Origin of the sequence: Pauljensenia sp. 27098_8_83, assembly GCF_041432695.1 — a bacterium.
Lineage (GTDB): Bacteria > Actinomycetota > Actinomycetes > Actinomycetales > Actinomycetaceae > Pauljensenia.
Genome location: NZ_JAPWAD010000010.1, coordinates 34,186 through 51,826, shown reverse-complemented (window position 1 = coordinate 51,826; position 17,641 = coordinate 34,186). Strand labels below are relative to the sequence as shown.

The window sequence follows — 17,641 nt, the reverse complement described above, 5'->3', positions numbered from 1 at the left end:
TTTTTGCGTGTGGCGCGAGGGGAGGTGATCCGATGAACGAGGTGCACCCCTTGACACCCATACCCCCTAGGGGTACTATCACTTCCATGAGCAACGAGCACGGCTACCACGGCAACACCGAGAATCATCTCGCACGCCTGCGCCGCATCGAAGGCCAGGTCCGCGGCCTGCAGCGCATGATCTCGCAGGGCGAGTACTGCATCGACATCCTCACGCAGGTTTCGGCCGTCCAGTCCGCGCTCGATTCCGTCGCGGTCAACCTGCTCAAAGACCACATGAACCACTGCGTCGTCACGGCGGCGCGCGAATCCGACGAGGCCGCACAGGCCAAAGTCGACGAGGCGGCCGCGGCTATCGCACGCCTCATCAAGTCCTAATAACAAGGAGAAATCATGACTACCGAGATCGATCGCACCATTGAGCTGTCCGTCGACGGCATGACCTGCGGCCACTGCGTGATGAGCGTCAGCGAAGAGCTGAGCGAGATCCCCGGCGTGAAGAACGTCGACGTGATCCTCAACTCGGGCGCCACCTCCAAGGTGACGGTCCTGACCGACACCCCCCTGGACGATGCGGCGCTGAGCGACGCAGTGTCCGAGGCCGGCTTCACGCTGGTCGGCATCTCGCGCGACTTCTGAGGTTTTCCACGCCTCACCGACGAGGCCGGGGCACGTTCCCGGCCTCGTTTCCTTTCACCCGATACATACCCCCGGAGGGTACCCATGTCCACCGACTCCGTGACGACCACTCCCGCAGCCGCCCCTTCTTCCCCTGAAGCCACCCCGGCCTCGGCCCCCACCCCCCAGGTCGGCGAGGGCACCCGCGCCCACGCCGCCGACCTGCGCCGACGCCTCATCGTCTCCGCGCCACTCGGCATCCTCGCGATGCTCCTGTCGATGGTGCCCGCGTGGCAGTTCACGGGGTGGCAGTGGGTCGTCGCTGCGGCCTCGATCCCGGTCGTCACGTGGGGCGCGTGGCCCTTCCACCGGGCGGCCTTCGCGGCGGGCCGCCACGGGTCGACGACGATGGACACCCTGGTCTCGCTCGGCGTCATCTCGTCCACGCTGTGGAGCTGGTGGGCCCTGCTGTGGGGCGGCGCCGGCATGCTCGGCATGCGCATGCACATGAGCCTGATCCCGCGCGCGGCGCACGGCGGCCACGCCGAGATTTACTTCGAGGGCGCGTGCATGATCGTCGTGTTCCTGCTGACGGGCCGCTACTTGGAGGCGCGCGCACGCTACCGCGCGGGCGACGCGCTACGCTCGCTGCTGCGCATGGGCGCCAAGGAGGCGACGCTCGTGCGCATCGACCCCGCCACGGGCGAGCGCAGCGAACAGGTCGTGCCCGCCTCGTCCCTGCAGGTCGGCGACCTCTTTGCGGTGCGCCCGGGCGAGAAGGTCGCGACCGACGGCATCATCGTCGAGGGCTCCTCCGCCCTGGACACCTCGCTCCTGACGGGCGAGTCCGTGCCCGTGGACGCCGCCCCCGGTGACACGGTGACGGGCGCGACCGTCAACACGTGGGGGTCCCTGCTGGTGCGCGCCACCCGAGTCGGCTCGGACACGACGCTCGCGCAGATTGGGCGCATGGTCGCCGAGGCCCAGGCCGGCAAGGCCCCCGTCCAGCGCCTCGCGGACCAGATCTCGGGCGTGTTCGTGCCCATCGTCATCCTTGTTTCCCTGCTGACCCTCGTCGGCTGGCTGCTCGCGGGCGGCAGTGTGCAGGCCGCGTTCACGGCGGCCGTCGCCGTCCTGGTCGTGGCGTGCCCGTGCGCGCTCGGCCTGGCCACCCCCACCGCGATCCTCGTCGGATCGGGACGCGCCTCGCAGCTGGGCATCCTCATCAAGAACGCGGAAATCCTCGAGCAGACGCGCTCGATCGACACGATGCTCCTCGACAAGACGGGCACGGTCACCACGGGCGTCATGTCTCTTGAGTCTGTTGCAGCTGCCTCCGCGGGCGACTCCCCTGAGGTGGACGAGGCCTCGGCCCTGTCCCTCGCCGCCTCCGTCGAGTCCCTCTCCGAGCACCCGGTCGCCCGCGCGATCACGTCGGGTGCCGCGGATCGCGGCCTGTCGCTGGAGCCCGTGACGGCATTCGCGAACCAGCCCGGACTCGGCGTCGTCGGCCTCACCGCCCGCGGCGGCGTGCTCGTCGGCCGCCCGTCGTGGCTCGCCTCCCTGGGCGTCGACGTGCCCGCTTCTCTCCTCGACGCCGTGCGCGAGGCCGAGGCATCGGGCGCCTCCGCCGTCGTCGCTGCCCTCGCGCCGAACCTGGGTTCCGCAGCATCCTCCACCCCGAAGGCAGCCGCCACGCCCGAGGCACCCGCGTCCGTCGCGCTTCCGGGCCCGGACGCCGAGCTGCCCCTCGCGACGCTCACGATGAGCGTGGGGGGCATGACCTGCGCGTCCTGCGTGCGCCGCGTCGAGCGCAAGCTCGGCAAACTCGACGGCGTGAAGGCCGAGGTCAACCTGGCGACGGAATCCGCGCGCATCACGCTCACCGCCCCTCACAGCGACGAGGAGCTTGAGGCCGTCGTGAACGCGGCCGGCTACTCCGGCACCGTCACCTCCCGTTCAGAGGCCGCGACCGCCGATGGCGCACCCGCGGCTGGCGGCAGCGCGACTGGGGATACCGGTACCCCCACCCAGGCGGGCACCACCCCGGCTGTGGGCGAGGGCGAGGGGGCCCAGGCCTCGGCGCTCGTGATCCCCGAGCGCGTCGAGGGCCACGCGATCGCCGCGCTGGTCGTGCGCGACACGGTCAAGGAGTCGTCGGCTGATGCGATCGCTCAGTTGCGCGAGCTCGGCATCGAGCCGATCCTGCTGACGGGCGATAACGAGGCGGCGGCACGCCACGTCGCCGATCAGGTCGGGATCGACCGCGTCATCGCGGGCGTCCTGCCCGACGGCAAGCGCGACACCGTCGCCGACCTGCAGGCCGAGGGGCGCACGGTCGCGATGGTGGGCGACGGTGTGAACGACGCGGCCGCCCTCGCGCAGGCGAGCGCGAAGGGCCTGGGCATCGCGATGGGCTCGGGCACGGACGTGGCGATCGAGGTCGCGGACATGACGCTCATGAACTCGTCGCTGACCTCGGCGGCAACCGCGATCCGCGTGTCGCGCCGGACGCTGCGCATCATCAAGGAGAACCTGTTCTGGGCGTTCTTCTACAACGTGTTGATGGTGCCGCTGGCGATCGCGGGCCTGCTCTCCCCCATGCTGGCGAGCGCCGCCATGGCGTGCTCGTCCGTGTTCGTGGTCCTCAACTCGCTGCGCCTGCGCACGGCGAAGTAGCAGTTCACACGGCGTCAGTGCCGCATCAACTCACGCGCGCCGCGCCCCGCCCTCCCCACGAACGAGAAGGGAGAACGGGGCGCGGGGTGCGCGGTGGTTCGCGCGAGTGTCATGGTCACTTCCGGTGGTAGCGGGGGCTGGTTCCCAGGTGGACGGCGATGGTTCTGTCTTGGTCGAAGAGAATTCCTTCATCTGCTCCGCGATAAACGTAGGACGCGGGGAAGGATTGCGCATCCGTGGAGTTCGCAACCCCGTCAGCGTAGTCACGAATATCTTGGGGAGAAAGAGACGTTCCTGTCCCTTGTTTCTCGATGATGGGATTCTCGTCGGGGTACTGCGAGGGATCTTGATTCACGAGAGATCCCAGGGCAGCCGCGCCGTAGCCTGTGTACTTGTTCCAGTCGTGGTTGGGGTTCAGGCCGGTGTGGACCAGGAGTTGGAGGATCTGGTTGGTGGTGGCGTCGGGCCACTTCTGGCGCGCCAAAGCCAACATGCCAGCCACGAGCGGAGTTGCATACGAGGTGCCACTAACCGTTGTGGGTGCATTGGTTGTGGGGTCCACTGAGTTGATTGGGCCACCAAACGCGGCAGTGACGACGCCGTCGCCCCAGGAGGAATAGGAGGCGAAGGTACCGTCACCGTTGATAGCGGACACGCCGACGACACCAGGCCAAAAGCTCAAATGTGTGTCGTTTTGATCCCGTGCCTCGTTACCGACAGATGCGGTGACGATGACGCCGTGCGTAATGGCATTGGCAATGGCCCACTTGATCTCGTCCGAGCGGTCAGGCAGACCACCTTGTGAGATCGAAATGATCTGTGCGCCGTCCTCGATGGCTTGGTTGATCAGTTTGCCGAAACTGTCGAGAGACTCACCAGAGGAAGCGCATGTGCCTCCCGAAATCGACTGGCTAGTTGCAGCTTGGTAACTATACAAGGTAGCGTCGGGTGCCACACCCGAGATGGGGGAGACCAGGATGCTTGCAACTTCGGTGGCATGGCGCTTTTCGTCAGCTGATGCCTCAATAGTGCAGCGACTCTTATCGGTGATGTTCGCGCCTTTCAGCGCAGGGTCACTGGTATCAATCGGACCATCAATCATGGCGATAGTCACCCCTTTGCCCGTGTACCCCTTTTGGCGTGCTGCGTCGAGGTGGTAGTAGGAGAAGTACTCCTGTGAGGGCACCGCGCCATCCGCGCGGGCCGGGGCCGGCACCAGGGTAAGGACGCCAACGGCTAGGGCCAGGGCGGAGGCGACGGTGGTCAGGGCGCGCGCGGCGCGCCCCGCCCTCCCCACGAAAGAGAAGGGAGAACGGGGCGCGGCGTGAGAAGACAGGCTCACCATTGGCGCGGATCCCATCCGTCGTCCGCGCTCTTGGCCGGGGTGATGGTCGTGTCAGACCCGTAGGTCTGGGACATGGGGTTGACGTAGCCGACGGGCAGATCGTCCTCGTCGTCCTCGAACTTGAAGGCGACGTACTGACGCTTGCGACCCTTCTTATCCTGCTTACCCGCGCCCGCACCCGCACCAGCGCCCGCACCCATAAAGCCCGAACCCGAGCCACCCTTGCCCGCGGTGCCGGCAGCGCCAGCCGCGCCACCGTTCGCCCCGGTGGAACCGGCAACACCCGTCGCGCCCGACGCGCCCGCCCCGGAACCGGCCAGGCCGTTCGCACCCGCGGGGGGATTGTACGAGCCAAAACCCGACCCCGAGTAGGAGCCGACCTTCAAAGCGGAGGCACCCGCGCCACCCAGGCCACCGGTCATACCACGCATGCCCGCGCCAAGACCGCCGGAACCCATACGGGCCGCGCCACGCATACCGAGGGCACCCGCACCGAGCACACCAGCACCACCGAGCCGCCCCGCGGTGCTCGCGTCGGACGCCGCGCCGCCGTTCAAGCGCCACAAGGGGTGATCCATATCCGCGGGCGGTGCCGGGGTATGCCCGCCGACGACGCCATTGCGGTAGGCCGTGCCGTTCACGCGCGTATGCAGCAGATCCCTGCCCATGAGGTCCTGGGGATCGGTGATGGGGTTCGTACGCGATCCGGCCTCGCCGTAGGCGGGCTCCTGCGTGGGAACCGCACCCGAAGAAATGATGCGGTTGCGGGCCGCGGCAGCGTCGGCCTCACTCCACCACGGCTGGTCGAAACCACCGGGGTAGTTGGGAGAAGAAGGGCTACGATCCGCTGCGCGACCAAAGTCATCACCCTTACCGTATCCCCAGTCGCCGCCGCCAGCACCACCACCGCTGGTGCCGCCACCGCTGGTGCCACCACCGCTGGTGCCACCACCACCGCGACTGTTGTCAGTCTTTCCTTTTTCAGGATCCACTAAACCTTTGTCCGGGTCTGGCGGTGTGCCCGTGATGCGGATACCGGTACTGACAGCCTCGGTAGTATGATTCATCATCTCGATGATGCGCTTCGCCGCGGCCTCGCGCTGCTCGTTCGCCTGCTCTTCGACGGCGGCGACGTAGGCGGCACCAGTCGTGTAGAGCTTGCCCATGAAGCGGATGCCCGTACCGGGCTCGCTGGAGGGAACCGACACGAGCAGGTCATCGCGCATGGCCGCCGTGTTCGCATCGAGGAGGTCCGGCGAGAGCTTCTCCGCTTCGCTCAGTGCCGTGGCCATAAGTTGACGACCGGTCTCGTATCCCTTGTAACTGTATGCGTACTTTTCTCTGTACCACTCGATTCGACGAATCGAAGCGTCAACCCACTGGTTCATTGCGTCACCAGTCGCACCCGTAAAACCGTGGTTGTTCCGATACACGCGCAGATGATCAATCGCATCGCTAATACCCTTCAAAGCCTTGTCGTGATCCTTGTCCCATGCATCAAGATCCTTATTGGCCCGTGCCGCTTCCATAAAGACCTTAAGGCGTTCATAGTGAGGTGATGCAACCATAATGAAAATCCTTTCGCTTAGCTACACATTTGCTCAGACTTCGGGCTGCGCACCTTGGGTGGCGGGCGCAGTGTTTGACGTGGCTCCTGTATTGCTGCTGTCTAGCGCAGACGGCCCAATCAGTGGCTCGGATGAGCCGTCCGCACGAGAAGTCATATCTTCAATCGGTGAGAGAATCGAATGAAGCAAAGCGCTGAACTGCGTTTGGTGCTCGGCCCGTATTGCCTGTACCTGCTCATCAGCCTTCACAGACTTGAACTTGAGTTGGTTTTCGTATTCCGTACCCGTGAAGCGAGTCATCGCCTCATGCATCTTCGCCTCAAAATCCTTCAAAGACTGCGATTCGAGTTCAAGGAGCTGTGAGACTTTGTCGAACATTGCCGTAGACTCTCGTTGCACGGCAGACGGCCCCCGCTCACGCCCCCAGAAGACGTTCTGCTGTGCAGCCCCGAGTGCAGATGTTCTCTTTCGGGAACCGGTCATGGCGTCCCAGGTTTCGGTCACTTTCGGGGCGACTGCTTGCTGCTGGTCGTCGTCGTAACTGACGTCTGCATTTCCGGCCATTGTTGACTCCTAAATGGTTGATGAGAAAAGAAGAGAGTATGTCGATGCGCAGGGCCGCTTACTTACCGACCTTGAAGCGGCGGACCAGCGGCTCCTTAGGCTGATCGTCACCATCGACCTTCAGGGTCCACACGTACGTCAGGTCAGCGCCCGAGCCCTCCACGTCTACCGTCCACGACGAGTAGTACTCGCAGTCCTGCTCCACGCACAGGTCGTAGGTGTCCTGGCCCAGACGCCAGTAATCGGTGGCCGACATCATCAGGTAGATCTTGTCGTCCTTGTTCACCACGGTCTTACCCTTGGGATCCAACTTGAAGGTCTGGTCGATGATCGACGGGGGATCCACCGCGACCAGCTCCGTTCCCACCATCTTGCTCAGGGCCGTCGCCTTCGCGGCGATCTCCTGCTTCTCCGAGCCAGACGCAGACTGCATCTGGCTGACCAGCTGCTGCTTTTGCCCCTCGGGAATGTTGGGCAACTTCGAAATATCGCTGGAATTTCGCGCACCACCCAAGATGCTGCAACCGGACAGGGCGACGGAAGCAAGCAGCAGGGAAGCGGTGGCTGCGCGAGCGCGATGGGACACGAGAGAGGACATGTTTTTCTCCTGCTTTCAGACTGGTCAATCATATGCGACAAACGGGCCACCGTGGTGCCATACGCACACCATCCTCACTCAGCGCGAATTTCACCATGGCTCATTGCCGGATCCAGCCGAATTGAGTGAACCGCGCCCTCCGGCGAAAACATTTCATCACACTGCTTGCGAGCAACTCGCTACGACTCCACGTTGCAACAATAAGCAGACCACACGGTGTGCATACCACGCGGTCAGCATCGCTGCCACATGACGCTTGTCGTCTTACGAGGTTCGTCGCGCGACGCGGAAGCCCTGCTTGGCGTAGATGGTCTCGTAGGAGTGACCCGGGTGGGCTGCGCTCCCCCATGACTCAGCGTCAACCTGCTGATCGCCCCATGCGTAGGAGCGCGCGTCGATGACGACATACTCCGGAGGGGTATCCATCTTCCCCGTCGTGCCCACCCAGTAGACCTCGCGCCCAGGCACGAGGCGCGCGAGCAAAGTCGTGTCCGTCTCGACACTCACCCCCTCGGGCACCGCGTCGAGCGCTCCTTGGGCGGCCGCCATGCGCGGGTCCTCCGTGAGAGTGGGCAGCTGCCATAGGGGCAGCGACGAGGCCGTGAGCGCCAGCGACACAGCGGGCACGCACGCGACCACCCACGCGACAACGCGCCACCCCCGCCTCGGCGAAGCAGAAGCCCCCTGGCCGGCGCGGAGGTCACGCAGCGCGTCCTCTCCCACCGCCTCCGCGAGCGCCGACGCAGCCGCCGACCGCGAGGTGCGCTCCGGCGCGAGCCACCGGGAGATGACGTCGAGCAGGGAGCAGGCCGCGATGGGGACGAGCACGGCGTTGTAGTGCCAGGAGTCCCACACGTAGTAGGTCTCGACGGAGCCCGCGAAGCGCCACGCGAGCGTCGGGAGCACGAGCGCGAACCAGGGCGAGGCGCTGCCCACGAAGCCGGCCCCCGCGAGAAGAACGAGGAGCGTCGCAAGCTTGACAGAGGGGGTCGTCAGGATGTCCCACAGGGACGGAATTGCACGCGCGGTAGTGGTCCCAGCGGTAGGTGTCCCCGCCCCGGTTGCAGCCCCGTCGAGAGAATAGGCCCACGTACCCGCGGGATTCATAGCGGGCAGCAACACCTTCACCGTCACCACAAACGCAACGATACCGAACAGCGCGTAAGCCAGGCCCCGGAGGACCGCGGACCGTCCCTCGCCTCGGCGACGCCACGCGATCACCAGGCCAGCCATAAAGACCGTCAGCCCCAGGTCTTCCTTGACAAGGACGAGGGGCGCCAGCCACGCCATGCACGCGCCCCACCGCCGCTCCACGAAGGCGACGCCTCCGAACGCCAGCAGCGGGACGGCCAGGCAGACCTCGTGAAACTGAGCGGCGACCGCGCCCTGCAACCCCCACCCGAGCCCGTAGGCGAGCCCCACGAGGAGCGCGCCCCCTCGCCCGAGGAGACGCTGCGCGAGGCGCGCAATCGGCAGCACCGACACGGCGATCAACACGTCCTGGACGACCAGGAGCGTCAGCGCGGAAGGAAAAAGACGAAAGATCGGCCCCAGCAGCGCCAGCAGCGGGTGAAAATGGTCGCCCAGCAGGTTATAGCCCGGACCCTTAATGGGAACGATCGGTGCCTCGAAGCGCGAGTACGCCTGAGCGGCCTCGGTGAAGATGCCCAGATCCCACGAGGGGGCGACGAGCGCGCGCCACTGCGCCACCGAGTAGCAGACGTAGAGCGCGCCGACCGCGCAGGCGATGACGGAGGGCAGCCACCAGGTCGCGACCAGGCACGTGGCAGTTAATCGATCCGGGCGCTTCACCCGACCATCTCCGCAGGCCGCGCTCCGGGAGAGTCGGCTGCTTCCGCCTCATCGCGAGCCGAGGCCGGCGCCGGGTAGGGCACGCCGATCCCCTGCTCGTGGTCGGCGCGGCGCTTCGATCGAGCGTCGGAGTGGAAGACCTGGCTGACGGTGGCTCGCACCGCGTCGAACATGCGCGCCGGGCGGTTGAGCGAGCCCAGCGATCGGTCCGCGCCCGAGTGCGTGAAGTTGCAGGGGACCTCCATGACGGACAGCCCCGCGCGCAGGACGCTGATCGTCATAGCGGCCTCGAGCGCGTAGCGGCCCGCGAAGGGCATGGCGGCGTCGATGGCCTCGCGCGTCAGGCAGCGCTGATAGCTGAGGGGGTAGTGGCAGTACCAGCCGGTCTTGCGGCGGATGAGGCGGCGCACCATGCCCGGCCCATAGCCGGAGTATTCGCGCCCGGTCGCGGGGACGGCGATTGCCATGTCGGCCTGGCGGGCGAACACGGCCTCGACGAGGGCGGTGGCCTCGACCGCGGACTCCCCCAGATCGGGGGAAAGAAGCAGGATGTGGCGGGGCGGGCCGTCGGGGCGGTCACGCATGGCGGCGACCTTCACGCCGGTTTCAATCGCCGAGGCGCGCCCGCGCTCGACGGAGTGGCGCACGACGACGGCGCCCGCGGCTCGGGCGGCGCGCCCGGTGTCGTCCGTGGACCCATCATCGACGACAATGAGGAGGTCAACGCTGGGTATGGCGCGGCACGCGCGCACGGTGGCCGCGACGGCGCGGCCGACGTTGTGGGCTGCGATGACCGCGGCGACGCGCTGCGGGTGGGAACCTCTTGATCCTGCGGGATAGTTCACGACTAATAGTCTACGAGCGGCGGGGCGCACGCGCGCTCCGCCGCTCGTAATGTGAGCGACAAATCTATCTAAACGATAGGTAAACTCAGGCTCAGCGGATCGTCACAGCACGCGAGACGAGGCCCTGACGCGCGCGGCGCTCCTTGTCGTCCAGGCGCTCGGTGACCGTCAGGGCCTCGGCGAGGGCCTTGGCGAGTGCCTGCGTGCCGGGCGCAACGTCGGAGGCGCTGGCCCCCTCGGGCAGCTCGAAGACGGGGACGATCAGGCCGCACGCGCGGAAGGAACCCACGTAGCGCGAGCCCTCACCGACGTTGGCCTCGCCGCGCGCAGCCAGGCGGGCGAGCGCGTCGAAGAGCTTGGCCTCGTCGTTATCCGTCAGGAAACGCACGAAGTTACGGTTCATCTCGCACCAGTACGCGCCGGGGACGCCGGGCACGGGCTCGGTCGGGATGATCTCGTCGCGGTTCTGCTCGAGCGCGCGGCGCGTCTGATCGTCGATCTCCTCGGCCGGGTCGAACCAGAAGGAGAAGTCCTCCTCGAGCTTCATGTCCGTGAAGCTGTCGAGGTCGAGGATGTCCTGGAGGCGCTCGGACGGCTCGCGCACGTCGATGGAGATGACGCCCTCGTCGCCCGCTTCCTTCGCGGCGATGGCCGCGAGCAGCGCGGCGCCCGCGTCGTGGCTGAGGTCCGCGGAGTTCGAGCGGGTCTGCAGCGCAACGAGGATGCGGCTGTCGGGGCGCACCATCGCGGGGTGGCCCTCGGGCAGGAGGGTGACGAAGTCGAATTCGACGGCGCCATGGTCGGCGTCGGTGCGTGCGGTCAGCGTGGCCGCCGGGATGAGCTCGCGCATGGCGACCAGCTCGATCTCCTTCGGCAAACCCTCGTAGGGGCGCGCGACGAAGGGGATCGGCGGGCGATACGCCTTGAGCTTGGCGGGATCGGTGACCTTCTTACGGCGGCTAGCTTTACCCATAGGAGTAATCGTAGCGGGTTTCCCACAAACGACGAGGTGCGGGCTGGGCGAGCCGGTCCGCTCACCCCGGTCCATCCGCCCCAGACCCCAGCCCCAGCACCGCCCCCGGTCCCCACATTCCGTCCCGCCCTCTCCTGACCCCAGCCCATTCTCCCCCAATGTCGCATGCAATTTGGCTCCCCTACCTTTTATTAGGTATCGTGAATTGCCCGGAATTTCAACGATCTGATTTCAATGTTTGAAATAGGTCGCGGGGAATTGCATGCGACATTTTTGGGTAAACATGTGGTGAGGCAGAGGCTGGGCAGCGCGGGCAAGGGAACTCGGGCGCGGGCAAGGGAACTCGGGCGCGTGCAGCGCTGAGGACGGGAGCGCGGGGCGCCTCGTCAGCGCGCTGGGCGAGCCGGCCCACCCGAGCCCCGAGCCGCGTCAGCGGCCCCGGGCGATGACCTCGACGCCGGGCAGGGACGCGCGGTAGGCCTCGAGGAAACGCTCGTACCCGGCCACGCCCTCGGCGGTGGGCTCGAGGGTGGAGACAGACGCGCCCGCGAAGACCCGTTCGGAGAGGAAGTCCGGCAGGGCGAGGCCAGCCTCGCCACCCGCGACGATGGCGCGGTAGCGCGCGAGCACCGCGATACCCCACGCGCCGCCCTCGCCCGCGGTGTCACCCACGGACACGGGAATGTTCAGCGAATCGGCGAGGATCTGCTGTGCGACGCCGGGCGTCTTGAAAAGGCCGCCGTGCGCGAACAGCGAGTCGAGGCGCACGCCCTCCTCGCGGAGGATGTCGACGCCGATACGCACGGCCGCGAAGATGCTCATGAGCTGGGCGCGCACCGCGTTCGCCAGGGTCACGCGCGCGTCGGCCGTGTGCGTGAACACCGGCTGCGCGGCCTCCTGGCCGACGAGCGGTTCGGCCGACAGCGTGTTGTAGGCGATGACTCCGCCCGCGTCCGCCTCGCCCGTGAGCGCGTGGACATAGAGCGCGTCGTAGATCGCCGGGACACTCACGTCGGCGCCGACGAGGCGCGCGAAGTCCGCGAACCAACCGACCCACGCGTCAATCTCGGATGCGCCGTTGTTCGAATGCACCATCGCGACGGGCGAGCCGTCGGGCGTCGTCACCATGTCGATCTCGGTGTGCAGCTCGGCGAGGGAGCGCTCGAGCACCGCCATGAGGAAGACCGAGGTGCCGCACGAGATGTTGCCGGTGCGCTGCGCGATCGCGTTCGTGGCGATCATGCCGGTGCCCGCGTCGCCCTCGGGCGGGCACAGCGCGATCCCGGGCTGGAGGGCACCGGTCGGGTCAATGAGCGCGGCACCCTCGGGGGTCAGCGTCCCCGCGTCCTGGCCGGCGCTCAGCACGGTCGGGAGCACGTCGCGCAGGCGCCACGGGACCCGGGTCGCCACCAGGGCCTCGTACTGATCGAGGTAGGCCTCCACGTACGTGCCCGTCGTCGAGTCAATCGGGAACATGCCCGAGGCATCGCCGACACCCAGGACGTGAAGGCCCGTCAGCCGCTCGTGAACCCATCCCGCCAGCGTCGTCAGGCGGGCGACACGCGGCGCATGCTCCTCGGCATCGAGAACCGCCTGGTGCAGGTGCGCGATCGACCAGCGCAGCGGAATGTTGAAGCCGAAGATGCGGGTGAGCTCGTCGGCCGCGCGGCCAGTGTTCGTGTTGCGCCACGTGCGGAAGGGCGCGAGCAGGTTGTCGTCGGCGTCGAAAGCGAGGTAGCCGTGCATCATCGCGGAGATGCCGAGCGAGCCGTAGGACGTGGGGGTGACGTCGTAACGTTCGCGCACGTCGGCGACCAGGGACGTGTAGGCGCTTTGCAGGCCGGCGACGACCTCGTCGAGGCTGTAGGACCACAGGCCGCCCTCCAGGTGATTCTCCCAGCCGTGGCCGCCGGTGGCGAGCACCTCATGGTCGGGACCGATGAGGACGGCCTTGATGCGGGTCGAACCGAATTCGATGCCGAGCGCAGTGTCGGCGGCGGCGATGGCGGCGCGGGAGTCGGTGCTCATGCGTGCTCCTTGTGTCTTCATTGACGAGGCAGTGGCCTGGAATGCGCTAACGGTAACACTTTCGCGCATGTAGCGACAGGGACGTACGCCCGTTTATCGGACACTCCGTCCGGTATATGCAGATGCACTCTGCCATAACGTGTCATTCCCCCCGACATGCCAAACGCTCGCATCGACGCTCCTGCATCTCCAACGACCTCTTCCACCTACCGGCTGAGGAGAGTAGACTACGCGTAGTCACATTTGAGGAGGACACATGTCAACCGCACGGGTCGCACGCTCCGTCAAGCTCGATCCTGAGATCGACGCCCGCCTCACGGCCCTCGCCCAGCGGACGGGACGAACGAAGTCGTTCTACATGAATCGCGCCATCGAGTCAGCGCTTGAAGAGATCGAGCTGGCCTACTCACTGCAGGCCGAACTCGAGGATATCCGCAGCGGCCGCGCAGCATCGGTGAGCCTCGACGAGGCGGTGAAGACCCTTGGCCTGGAGGGCTGAGCTGTCACCGCGCGCACTGAAACAGCTCAGCAAGCTCGACAAGCCGACCGCGAGACGCATCGTCGACTATCTCCGCGAAACCGCGAGCGGCGAAGATCCCCGCTCACGCGGGAAGGGACTGACCGGCAATCTTTCAGGCTTTTGGCGCTACCGTGTCGGCAACTATCGAATCATTGCGTCCATCGAAGATGATGAGCTATTGATCCTCGCCATCAACATCGATCACCGGTCAGGCATCTACCGCTGACCTACTGAGCGCCGAAACCCTCGATGAAGAGCTCGCGGGCGCGGTCGATGGCGGCGAGTTCCTTGTCCGTCAGGGGCTTCGCGGCGCTGCGCTCGATGAAGGTGAGGACCACCGAGGCGTAGACGTCGGCGGCGAGCGGCAGCACCTCGTCATCCACGCGGCCGCGCGCCCAATCGGTAAATACCGAACAGCACGTGCGATAAAGCTGCTCGTGCAGGTCGCCGTCACCGCCCACTCGAATGGCCAGCAGAGTCTTGAGGGCGCGACCGTTGCGCGCGTACACGTCGGCGAGGTGGCGGGCGACAGCGCGGGCGTCGCGTCCCTCGCCGAACCACAGGCCTTCGAGCGCCGGGGTGATCTCGTCGAGGAGGAAGGACACCACCTCTGCGAGCAGCGCATCCTTGTCGGTGTAGTGGTCGTAGAAGGTCGTGCGCGACACCATCGACGCGGCACAGATATCGGTGACGCTCACGTGCGCGTAGGGCTTGGCCTGGCATGCCTTGACGAGGCCGGAGCGGATCGCCCGGCGCGTCTTTCGGATGCGCAGATCCAGGTTCTTCTCCGCCTCGCGCCCATGCTTATCCTCGCCACGCAGGAACATGTCTCTCCGATCAATTTTCCACTATCAATGGGCCTATCCTACGCATAGCGGTCGCATCGTTCGGTAACCAACACTCCGTTTGTTATTGTGCGGTCCACCCAATCGGAGTAGGCGATACGGTCGTGTCATGTTCACCGAGTACACCGGCAATCGCCAATTCGACCTGCAGCTCAACCGGACCTTCGCGCCGATCCTCGACCGCGCGGGCATGGAGACTATCGCGGCCACCACGCTCCCCCGACTTCGCTCGGCGGCGCAGATCACGGCGTTGGCCCAGCACCTCGCCGATCGCTTCGAGTCGGAAGGGGATGCGGATGCCGCGTGGCGCCTCTACGAGCTCGCGGCCTTCTACCTCGGGGCCAACGACCCCCGCAAGCATCGCTTCATCGACGCCATGTCGGCCTCCTTCGACCAGGCCCACCGAGGCCTCGCCCTCACCCGTCACGCGATCCCCTACCGCGGCAGGGAACTGACCGCGATGCGATGGGAGGCCGACCCAACCGACCGCGCGCAGGCCCCCGCGGGCACACCGACCACGCTCGTCATGATGAACGGCTTCGACGGATACGCGGAGGAGATCATCGACTTCGCATCCCACTTCCCCACCCGCCCCTTCGACGTCATCGCCTTCGATGGGCCGGGCCAGGGGCACACGGTGCTGGCGGGCATGCCGCTCGAGCCGCAGTGGGAGCGTCCGACGAACGCGGTGATGGACTACTTCGGCATCGAGAGCGCGGCGGCGCTCGGTGTGTCTTTCGGCGGATATCTCGTCATGCGCGCGGCCGCCCACTGCCCGCGCATCAGCCACGTCATCGCCTTCGACATGATGTACCGGCTCCTGGACGGCCTGACGCTGCCACTGCCTCGTGCCCTGCGCCCCATCGCGGACGCGATCGTGGGGAACCCGAGGCCCGCATGGCTTATCGATGCCGCGATGCGCATTGCGCCGAGATTCAACGCGGACCTGTCATGGAAACTGCAGCAGGCCTCGCACCTGACGGGACTACACCGGCCCAGCCAGGTATTGCGAGCGTTCGGCGACTACACGATGGAACTCCTCGAGGGGCGCATCACCCAGCCGTGCCTGGTCCTGGCCGGGGACGCGGACCAGTACGTGCCCTTCGAGCGCCTGGGCGACGTGCGCAGAGCGTTGCGGAACGCGGAGTCCCTGGACGTGCGCACGTTCCGTCGCGCGCAGGACCCGGACATGGCGCAGCACTGCCAGATCGGAGACCTTGACCGTGCCTTCGCGATGATGGGTGGCTGGCTCCAAGCACCAATGAAATCACTGCATCAATTCAGTTAGAGCGCGAGCGCTTCATTTTCGATAAATTTTATCGAATTGGGATCGATCATGTAGCATATCCTTATGCATCTCCTACGATTCACGTTTGAGAACCACCGGTCCTTCCGCGATGAGGCAACCCTCGACCTGACACGGCCCACACTCAAGACACTTCGCCCCTCCAAGGGCACTACTTGGGCTGATCACATCCACCACGTTGACGGGATCTACGGGGCGAACGCTTCAGGCAAGACTAACGTTCTCGACGCACTCCATTACATGCTTGGAGCCATCGGATCCTCGGCAACATCATGGCTCGATGAGCCACAGTTCCCTCGAGCTCCGTTTGCACTCAAACCAGAAGAGCTTTCAGCTCACGCCGCATTTGAACTCGAATTTATTGTCGACGGACAACGGTACGACTATCGCTTTGCAACGGACAGTGACGGCATCACCGAAGAGTCACTGCATGTCGTGAGCACTCGATGGAAAGAAGTGTACTCCCGCATTACTGACGGGCGTGTGAAGGGCCTGAAGGGGATCACTCGAGTCGCGAGACGTGAACTCGCACTCTCCCGCGCCGCCCAATTCAACCATGCATCAGTTACGCCAATCTGGGAAGCTCTCATGCGTGGATTCGACCTTTATCACGTCGGAGACGGGGAAGTTAACGCACGCATTGATCGCATCGCTCGACAGCTGAAGGAACAGAGATTAAACCTCAGCACACTCGTTACCCTCGCGCAAATAGCAGACACAGGCATCACGCATGTCGAGGTGGAGGAACGCGCGATTCCCCCGCGGTTTGCCCAGCTAGTTGCCCAGATGCTGGCGCCTGCCTCCGACGACAGTCAGGAACAGGCTAGTGATAGCTCGTCAGACGAAGCAGAAGAGATCAGCAACTACATTGCACGCAACCTCCTATTTCGGCACGGAGAAAGCAGCGGAAGACTCAGAAGCTCCGATGAATCAACCGGCACCATGGCATGGCTCGCACTCGGGACAGCTGTCGTTAATGCCCTACGAAAAGGCTGTGTACTTGTTGTTGACGAACTTGGTTCAAGCCTTCATCCTCAACTTTCCCGCCTCATCATCGACTGGTTCGATGACCCTGAGGTAAACACAACAGGCGCACAGCTCATCTTCACCAGCCACGATATGACCCTGCTCGATGCGGGCCGTGGCAGCAGAGCCAAGCGCGAGCAAGTGTGGTTCGTTGAGAAGGGCAGCAACGGAGCAAGCGAGCTCTTTAACCTTGATGACTTCACACTCCAGAAGGGCAGCAATATCGTCAAGCAATACCTGGAGGGGCAGTTCGGAGGCGTGCCCTACACCGCACCCTCCCTGATTCACAACCTGCTGAACAGAAACACCGAGGAAATACGGTGAGACCTCATGGGACGGCCCAGTACACGCAAAACACGTAATCCTAAGAATGTGAAGATCCGCTACGCAGTATTTACCGAAGGTCTCGTCACCGAACGGCAGTACCTGGAGCTTCTATACCAACAGATTCGCCCTAAGCACGCGACAATCAAAATCCACGCCATCGGCGGAGAACCGTCACGAGTACTCAAGGAATGCAATAAAGCACTGCGAAAAGACGATTTCGACCATGCAATCCTTATCGTCGATGTTGACCAACACCAGCGACTCGATGAAGTATTGACTAGTTGCAGAAATTCGTCTGAAGTTGACACCATCGTCTCCAACCCTTGCTTCGAGCTCTGGCTCCTCTGGCACACACAAAATCAAACGGGGTACATCGAATCACGGGGTTGCGTCAATCTTGCTCACCGCGCCAAAGTGACGGATGAGAAGGCTCTCACTACCCGGTTCCCCCACGCCAACTACGAAGCAGCCATAGAACGGGCACGCAAAGCGTGGCCAGGCCTTACCCCCAACGAAAAAGGACCCAATCCTTCCTCTGCTATGCCATGGCTCATCGATCTGCTGGTATCTCCTCCGAAGGAGAAGTAG

Annotated in this window: 17 protein-coding genes; 8 read left to right on the top strand and 9 right to left on the bottom strand. The window is 65.1% G+C overall.

Annotation, left to right across the window (positions count from 1 at the left end; genetic code table 11):
- The first annotated feature begins 86 nt into the window (after nucleotides 1-86).
- The 3 genes from O3656_RS05255 (at nucleotide 87) to O3656_RS05245 (ending at nucleotide 3,296) form a co-directional block, all read left to right on the top strand.
- Entirely contained in the window at nucleotides 87-377 is a 291-nt protein-coding gene (locus O3656_RS05255; protein ID WP_016460585.1) for a metal-sensitive transcriptional regulator, read from the top strand.
- A 15-nt stretch (nucleotides 378-392) separates the two neighbouring features.
- Entirely contained in the window at nucleotides 393-638 is a 246-nt protein-coding gene (locus O3656_RS05250; RefSeq protein ID WP_291453178.1) for a heavy-metal-associated domain-containing protein, read from the top strand.
- An 84-nt stretch (nucleotides 639-722) separates the two neighbouring features.
- Complete coding sequence (locus O3656_RS05245) at nucleotides 723-3,296, top strand: heavy metal translocating P-type ATPase (RefSeq protein WP_500062945.1); 2,574 nt, start codon at nucleotides 723-725, stop codon at nucleotides 3,294-3,296.
- Between the two features lie 115 nt (nucleotides 3,297-3,411).
- On the opposite strand, the gene O3656_RS05240 is transcribed toward O3656_RS05245, so the two are convergent.
- The 8 genes from O3656_RS05240 to O3656_RS05205 all read right to left on the bottom strand — a co-directional run bounded on the left by O3656_RS05240 (nucleotide 3,412) and on the right by O3656_RS05205 (nucleotide 13,029).
- Nucleotides 3,412-4,656 (bottom strand): S8 family peptidase, encoded by a 1,245-nt coding sequence (locus tag O3656_RS05240; protein ID WP_500062944.1) that lies wholly within the window; start codon nucleotides 4,654-4,656, stop codon nucleotides 3,412-3,414.
- Nucleotides 4,635-6,209 carry a hypothetical protein gene (locus tag O3656_RS05235; RefSeq protein ID WP_500062943.1) on the bottom strand — a complete coding sequence of 525 codons (1,575 nt, stop codon included), beginning with the start codon at nucleotides 6,207-6,209 and terminating at the stop codon, nucleotides 4,635-4,637. The genes O3656_RS05240 and O3656_RS05235 overlap by 22 nt, the downstream gene beginning before the upstream one ends.
- A 33-nt stretch (nucleotides 6,210-6,242) precedes the next feature.
- Complete coding sequence (locus O3656_RS05230; RefSeq protein ID WP_500062942.1) at nucleotides 6,243-6,773, bottom strand: hypothetical protein; 531 nt, start codon at nucleotides 6,771-6,773, stop codon at nucleotides 6,243-6,245.
- Between the two features lie 58 nt (nucleotides 6,774-6,831).
- Nucleotides 6,832-7,371, bottom strand: a complete 540-nt coding sequence (locus O3656_RS05225) for a hypothetical protein (RefSeq protein ID WP_500062835.1) — start codon at nucleotides 7,369-7,371, stop codon at nucleotides 6,832-6,834.
- 264 nt (nucleotides 7,372-7,635) lie between these two features.
- A complete protein-coding gene (locus tag O3656_RS05220) occupies nucleotides 7,636-9,183 on the bottom strand; it encodes a DUF2079 domain-containing protein (protein ID WP_500062941.1) in 1,548 nt (515 codons plus the stop codon).
- Nucleotides 9,180-10,028, bottom strand: a complete 849-nt coding sequence (locus tag O3656_RS05215; protein ID WP_500062940.1) for a glycosyltransferase family 2 protein — start codon at nucleotides 10,026-10,028, stop codon at nucleotides 9,180-9,182. The genes O3656_RS05220 and O3656_RS05215 overlap by 4 nt, the downstream gene beginning before the upstream one ends.
- A 91-nt stretch (nucleotides 10,029-10,119) precedes the next feature.
- Complete coding sequence (locus O3656_RS05210; protein WP_500062939.1) at nucleotides 10,120-11,001, bottom strand: DUF5926 family protein; 882 nt, start codon at nucleotides 10,999-11,001, stop codon at nucleotides 10,120-10,122.
- Between the two features lie 429 nt (nucleotides 11,002-11,430).
- Nucleotides 11,431-13,029 (bottom strand): xylulokinase, encoded by a 1,599-nt coding sequence (locus O3656_RS05205; RefSeq protein WP_500062938.1) that lies wholly within the window; start codon nucleotides 13,027-13,029, stop codon nucleotides 11,431-11,433.
- 256 nt (nucleotides 13,030-13,285) lie between these two features.
- Between O3656_RS05205 and relB the strand changes: the two genes are divergently transcribed.
- The gene (relB, locus tag O3656_RS05200; protein ID WP_500062937.1) at nucleotides 13,286-13,528 is read left to right on the top strand and encodes a type II toxin-antitoxin system RelB family antitoxin; all 243 of its coding nucleotides are present in this window, start codon (nucleotides 13,286-13,288) and stop codon (nucleotides 13,526-13,528) included.
- The gene (locus O3656_RS05195; RefSeq protein WP_500062936.1) at nucleotides 13,512-13,775 is read left to right on the top strand and encodes a type II toxin-antitoxin system RelE family toxin; all 264 of its coding nucleotides are present in this window, start codon (nucleotides 13,512-13,514) and stop codon (nucleotides 13,773-13,775) included. The genes relB and O3656_RS05195 overlap by 17 nt, the downstream gene beginning before the upstream one ends.
- A 1-nt stretch (nucleotide 13,776) precedes the next feature.
- Here the strand turns inward: O3656_RS05195 and O3656_RS05190 are convergent, their stop codons facing one another.
- On the bottom strand, nucleotides 13,777-14,376 hold the full coding sequence (locus O3656_RS05190) for a TetR/AcrR family transcriptional regulator (protein WP_500062935.1): 600 nt from the start codon (nucleotides 14,374-14,376) through the stop codon (nucleotides 13,777-13,779).
- A gap of 127 nt (nucleotides 14,377-14,503) precedes the next feature.
- Between O3656_RS05190 and O3656_RS05185 the strand changes: the two genes are divergently transcribed.
- From O3656_RS05185 to O3656_RS05175, 3 genes are all read left to right on the top strand, one after another.
- Complete coding sequence (locus tag O3656_RS05185) at nucleotides 14,504-15,682, top strand: alpha/beta fold hydrolase (RefSeq protein ID WP_500062934.1); 1,179 nt, start codon at nucleotides 14,504-14,506, stop codon at nucleotides 15,680-15,682.
- A 63-nt stretch (nucleotides 15,683-15,745) separates the two neighbouring features.
- Nucleotides 15,746-17,050 carry an AAA family ATPase gene (locus O3656_RS05180; protein ID WP_500062933.1) on the top strand — a complete coding sequence of 435 codons (1,305 nt, stop codon included), beginning with the start codon at nucleotides 15,746-15,748 and terminating at the stop codon, nucleotides 17,048-17,050.
- A 48-nt stretch (nucleotides 17,051-17,098) separates the two neighbouring features.
- Nucleotides 17,099-17,641: an RloB family protein gene (locus O3656_RS05175; protein ID WP_500062932.1), complete on the top strand. Its 543-nt coding sequence runs from the start codon at nucleotides 17,099-17,101 to the stop codon at nucleotides 17,639-17,641.

Excerpts from the sequence above, each read along its gene's own strand:
- O3656_RS05255 (WP_016460585.1), top strand. The coding sequence starts at position 87 with ATGAGCAACGAGCACGGCTACCACGGCAACACCGAGAATCATCTCGCA.
- O3656_RS05250 (WP_291453178.1), top strand. The coding sequence starts at position 393 with ATGACTACCGAGATCGATCGCACCATTGAGCTGTCCGTCGACGGCATG.
- O3656_RS05245 (WP_500062945.1), top strand. The coding sequence starts at position 723 with ATGTCCACCGACTCCGTGACGACCACTCCCGCAGCCGCCCCTTCTTCC.
- O3656_RS05240 (WP_500062944.1), bottom strand. The coding sequence starts at position 4,656 with ATGGGATCCGCGCCAATGGTGAGCCTGTCTTCTCACGCCGCGCCCCGT.
- O3656_RS05235 (WP_500062943.1), bottom strand. The coding sequence starts at position 6,209 with ATGGTTGCATCACCTCACTATGAACGCCTTAAGGTCTTTATGGAAGCG.
- O3656_RS05230 (WP_500062942.1), bottom strand. The coding sequence starts at position 6,773 with ATGGCCGGAAATGCAGACGTCAGTTACGACGACGACCAGCAGCAAGCA.
- O3656_RS05225 (WP_500062835.1), bottom strand. The coding sequence starts at position 7,371 with ATGTCCTCTCTCGTGTCCCATCGCGCTCGCGCAGCCACCGCTTCCCTG.
- O3656_RS05210 (WP_500062939.1), bottom strand. The coding sequence starts at position 11,001 with ATGGGTAAAGCTAGCCGCCGTAAGAAGGTCACCGATCCCGCCAAGCTC.
- O3656_RS05205 (WP_500062938.1), bottom strand. The coding sequence starts at position 13,029 with ATGAGCACCGACTCCCGCGCCGCCATCGCCGCCGCCGACACTGCGCTC.
- relB (WP_500062937.1), top strand. The coding sequence starts at position 13,286 with ATGTCAACCGCACGGGTCGCACGCTCCGTCAAGCTCGATCCTGAGATC.
- O3656_RS05190 (WP_500062935.1), bottom strand. The coding sequence starts at position 14,376 with ATGTTCCTGCGTGGCGAGGATAAGCATGGGCGCGAGGCGGAGAAGAAC.
- O3656_RS05185 (WP_500062934.1), top strand. The coding sequence starts at position 14,504 with ATGTTCACCGAGTACACCGGCAATCGCCAATTCGACCTGCAGCTCAAC.
- O3656_RS05180 (WP_500062933.1), top strand. The coding sequence starts at position 15,746 with ATGCATCTCCTACGATTCACGTTTGAGAACCACCGGTCCTTCCGCGAT.